The 4,601-nt window shown below is 58.7% G+C and carries 2 protein-coding genes and 5 pseudogenes; 6 read left to right on the top strand and 1 reads right to left on the bottom strand.

From position 1 onward, the window contains the following. Window positions 1-360: ATP-binding cassette domain-containing protein (locus tag DQ405_RS24370; protein ID WP_168426359.1), on the bottom strand; the 360-nt coding region annotated here is incomplete at its 3' end. A gap of 260 nt (window positions 361-620) precedes the next feature. Between DQ405_RS24370 and DQ405_RS24365 the strand changes: the two are divergent. The 6 genes and pseudogenes from DQ405_RS24365 to DQ405_RS24340 all read left to right on the top strand — a co-directional run. After that, window positions 621-1,595, top strand: a pseudogene (locus tag DQ405_RS24365) (KpsF/GutQ family sugar-phosphate isomerase). Further along, on the top strand, window positions 1,596-2,117 hold the full coding sequence (locus DQ405_RS24360; RefSeq protein ID WP_168426358.1) for an HAD hydrolase family protein: 522 nt from the start codon (window positions 1,596-1,598) through the stop codon (window positions 2,115-2,117). It begins immediately after the preceding pseudogene. 8 nt (window positions 2,118-2,125) lie between these two features. Further along, window positions 2,126-2,700, top strand: a pseudogene (gene lptC / locus DQ405_RS24355) (LPS export ABC transporter periplasmic protein LptC). Next, window positions 2,687-3,221: pseudogene (lptA, locus tag DQ405_RS24350) on the top strand (lipopolysaccharide transport periplasmic protein LptA). The pseudogenes lptC and lptA overlap by 14 nt, the downstream one beginning before the upstream one ends. Then, window positions 3,221-3,947 (top strand): annotated as a pseudogene (gene lptB / locus DQ405_RS24345) (LPS export ABC transporter ATP-binding protein). The pseudogenes lptA and lptB overlap by 1 nt, the downstream one beginning before the upstream one ends. A gap of 209 nt (window positions 3,948-4,156) precedes the next feature. Beyond that, window positions 4,157-4,601 (top strand): annotated as a pseudogene (locus tag DQ405_RS24340) (RNA polymerase factor sigma-54); the annotation flags it as partial.

The following is a 4,601-nucleotide window of genomic DNA, read 5'->3' as shown; positions in this document are numbered from 1 at the left end:
CATCTCTTCGGGCAGCTTGGTGTGGACGCGTAGCGGGAAGGCGACGTTCTCGAACACATCTAGGTCCGTGAACAAGGCGCCGCTCTGGAACAGCACGCCCATCTGCTTGCGCATGTCGAACAGCTCGCGACGCGACAGCGTCGGCAAATTGGTTCCAGACACCCAGACTTCACCGCGGGTCGGTTTGAGTTGGGCGGCGATCAGGCGCAGCAACGTAGTCTTGCCACAGCCGGAAGGGCCCATGATGGCCGTCACCTTGCCGCGGGGAATGACAATGTCGACGTTATTGAAAATGCTCCGCTCACCGCGCTTGAAGGTCACACCCTTCAGCTCGACGGCGTTAGCGTTGGCGGCGCTCATCGGATCTCCTCGGATACAGCTTGCGAATCAGACGCCCCCCGTTCTTTCGGAGATACTTCGCAGAGCCGTTTTTGGCGGCGCGAACTATAGCACCGCGCCATGTGCACCCCAAGCTGGTCTCTGTGTCGTTGCATGAGCGAGCGCACATTCGTTCAGCCTGGGTTCAGCTTCAAACGCGACGATCCGCGCCAGGCTTTTCAGTGAGCGGCGTCCGGTTTACCGCTATAATCCCGCGTTTTCATTCAGGCGATGACCCATACATGAGCCAGAGCAGCCAGTTGATCGAGACTGCCCAACGCACCATCCGCATGGAAATGGAGGCGGTGGAACAGCTCAGCACACGCATCGATGAGCACTTCGTCAAAGCCTGCGAGCTGATCCTGCAGAGTAAGGGCCGAGTCGTCGTCGTCGGCATGGGCAAGTCTGGGCATATCGGCAATAAGATCGCCGCCACGCTCGCCAGCACCGGCACCACGGCGTTCTTCGTCCATCCGGCCGAGGCCAGCCATGGCGACATGGGAATGATCACGCATGATGACGTGGTGCTGGCGCTTTCCAATTCGGGAACCACCAGCGAGATCGTCACTGCTGCCGTTGATCAAGCGCCTCGGCATCACCTTGATCAGCATGACGGGCAACCCCGAGTCAAGTGCTCGCAAAGGCGGCAGAGGTCAACATCGACGCCAGCGTCGCCATCGAGGCCTGCCCCCTGAACCTGGCACCGACTTCATCGACGACCGTCAGCCTGGTACTAGGTGATGCGCTGGCGATTGCGCTGCTGGAAGCGCGTGGCTTTACTGCCGAGGATTTCGCCTTCTCACATCCGGGCGGCGCTTTGGGCAGACGCCTACTGCTGAAGGTCGAGCATGTGATGCACGCTGGTGATCGCCTGCCGCTGATCAATCGTGGCACATCCCTCCGCGAGGCCCTGTTGGAAATGACCCAGAAAGGACTTGGGATGACGGCCGTGGTAGAGGCAGACGGCCGCCTGGCGGGGATCTTCACCGACGGCGACTTGCGCCGCACGCTGGACAAGGGCATCGACATTTCGTCAAGCCAGCATCGATCAGGTCATGACACTGCATGGCAAGACCGCTAACGCCGACATGCTTGCTGCCGAAGCACTGAAAATTATGGAAGACAACAAGATCAACGCGCTCGTGGTGGTTGATGAAAACGACCGACCGATTGGCGCGTTGAACATGCACGATCTGTTGCGCGCAGGAGTGATGTAAGTGAACGACTTATTACGGCGTGCCCGCGACATTCGCTTGGCCATATTCGATGTCGATGGCGTACTCACCGACGGCAAACTGTACTTCCTTGTCGATGGCAGCGAGTTCAAGACCTTCAACACACTCGACGGCCACGGCATCAAGATGCTGATCAATTCCGGCGTACGCACCGCGATCATCAGCGGCCGCAAGACGCCGGTGGTTGAACGCAGGGCGCAAAACCTGGGCATCCAGCACCTTTATCAGGGGCGTGAAGACAAGCTCGTGGTGCTTGATGAATTGCTCGGCGAACTCGGCCTGGACTACGCCGAGGTCGCGTATCTCGGTGATGACCTACCAGACCTGCCGGTGATTCGCCGGGTAGGCCTGGGCATGGCGGTCGCCAGTGCCGACGCTTTYGTYCGYSARCAYGCYCAYGGCRTCACCACCGCCCGTGGCGGCGAAGGYGCSGCSCGMGAGTTCTGCGAGTTGATCCTGCGTGCCCAGGGCAGTCTTGAAGCGGCCCACGCCGCCTACCTATAGAGCGTTATATGCTGAGCAAAAAGATTCGCAACTTCCTGTTATTCGGGGTCATCGCCGCGCTGCTCCTGGCGGTGGGCTACTGGAATATCAGCCCGGAGCGCTTTCTCGACAAGCCTGTTGCGCAGGTTGACGAAGGTCTTATCGACTATTACGCCACCAATGCCTACAGCATTCAGTACCTGCCTGACGGCAAGGTGCAGTATGAGATGACATCGGACAAGGTCGAGCACTTGAAGGCTTCCGAAGTCAGCCTGCTGACCAATCCGGACCTGAACCTGTATCGCGGCACCGAATTTCCCTGGCACGTCACCAGCAAGCGTGGCGAGGTCAACCCGGATGGCACCGAAGTTGAACTGATCGACTCGGTTCGCGTCGCACGTACAGACGCGCAGAACCGCGACACCATCATTACCAGCAGTCGCATGACCGTATTCCCACAGAAGCAATATGCGCAGACCGAGCAAGACGTTAGAATCGACGGCGCTGGCGGTGTATCGACTGGCAAGGGAATGAAAGCGTATTTGAAAGAAAGCAGGATACACCTGACTATCGAACGTAAGAGGACAGATATGAGGCTCGTTAAAACCCTCCCTATTTTGCTCGGTCTGGGCGCAGCACTGGGAAGCGTGAGCGCCTGGGCTCTGCCGAAACGATAGCCAGCAACCGATCCATATTTCGGCTGACGATGCACAGCTCGATGACAAGAAAGGTGTTGCCACCTATACAGGCGGCGTGATCATCACCCAGGGCTCGATGAAGATTACCGGCAACACGGTGACTCTGACGCGCACCCAGGCAGGCGACATTGACGTGGTGACGTCGGTGGGCAACCTGGCTTATTTCGAGCAGAAGCAGTCCGCTACCGACACCGGCCCGATGAAGGGCTACGGCAAGACTATCCAGTATCACGCCCAGCAGAATCGTATCGTGTTGATCGACCAGGCCAAGGTACTGAGCCCAGACGGTAACTCGACCGAAGGTGAAAAGATCACCTATGACACCGTCAAGCAGATCGCCAACGCCGGTCGCGCCAACGGCTCCAAGGTCACTGCACCGCGCCCGCGCATCGACATGGTTATCCAGCCGAAGAAGAAGGCCGAGTAATGGCAACCCTGAAAGCCCAGCATCTGGCCAAGGCCTATAAAAGCCGCCAGGTGGTACGCGACGTCAGCCTGTCGATCGACAGCGGCCAGATCGTCGGTTTGCTCGGCCCCAACGGTGCCGGCAAAACCACTTGCTTTCTATATGATCGTCGGGCTGGTCCAGGCAGACCAGGGTCGTGTATTGATCGACGACCTGGATGTCAGCCATCAACCCATGCACGGTCGTGCACGGGCAGGTATCGGCTATCTTCCCCAGGAAGCGTCGATCTTCCGCAAACTGTCGGTAGCCGATAACATCATGGCGATTCTCGAGACCCGCAAGGAACTCGATCGCGATGGCCGCCGCCAGGAGCTGGAAAGCCTGCTGCAGGAATTCCACATCAACCATATTCGCGACAACCTCGGCATGAGCCTGTCCGGTGGTGAGCGCCGCCGCGTGGAAATCGCCCGCGCCCTGGCGACCGCGCCGAAATTCATCCTGCTGGATGAACCCTTTGCCGGTGTCGACCCGATTTCGGTGGGTGACATCAAGCAGATCATCCATCACCTCAAGGCCAAGGGCATTGGCGTGCTGATCACCGACCACAACGTGCGCGAAACCCTCGATATCTGCGAAACAGCGTATATCGTCAACGATGGTCAGCTGATTGCCGAAGGCGATGCCGAGACTATCCTGGCTAACGAGCTGGTGAAGGAAGTGTACCTGGGTCACGAGTTCCGCCTGTAAACACAGGGGTATCGCGCTTTTCCCTGGAGCGCGCGGGAGTCAATGGAAACCTCGGTTTTTTTATTGTTACCGCGCTCTAGGCAAAGGCCCCGAGATCAGGCATATAATTTGCTTATGTTTGGCGCTCACGCGCCCTGTCGTGGATGGCGCATTGCGCCGGCGAATAAGGTGTTAAGCCCCTGCCATGAAAACCATCGCTAGTCCTGAGAATGGGCCAGCAGCTGACGATGACACCGCAGCTGCAACAGGCCATCCGCCTGCTCCAATTGTCGACCCTGGACCTGCAACAGGAAATCCAGGAGGCCCTGGAGTCCAATCCGATGCTCGAACGCCAGGAAGAAGGCGACGACTTCGATAATGCAGACCCGCTGGCCGACAACATCGAGCAAAAACCCAATCCCGACGTGCAGGAACCCTCCTATCAGGAAACCGCCCCGACGGTGGACAACCTGGAGGAAGGCGACTGGAACGAACGCATTCCCAACGAGCTTCCCGTGGATACCGCGTGGGAAGACGTCTACCAGACCAGCGCCAGCAGCCTGCCGAGCAACGATGATGACGAGTGGGACTTCACCACCCGTACGTCGGTGGGCGAGAGCCTGCAGAGCCACCTGTTGTGGCAACTGAACCTGGCGCCGATGTCCGATACCGATC

The organism is Pseudomonas sp. SST3 (assembly GCF_003325755.1).
This window is presented reverse-complemented; position numbering and strand designations above follow the sequence as displayed.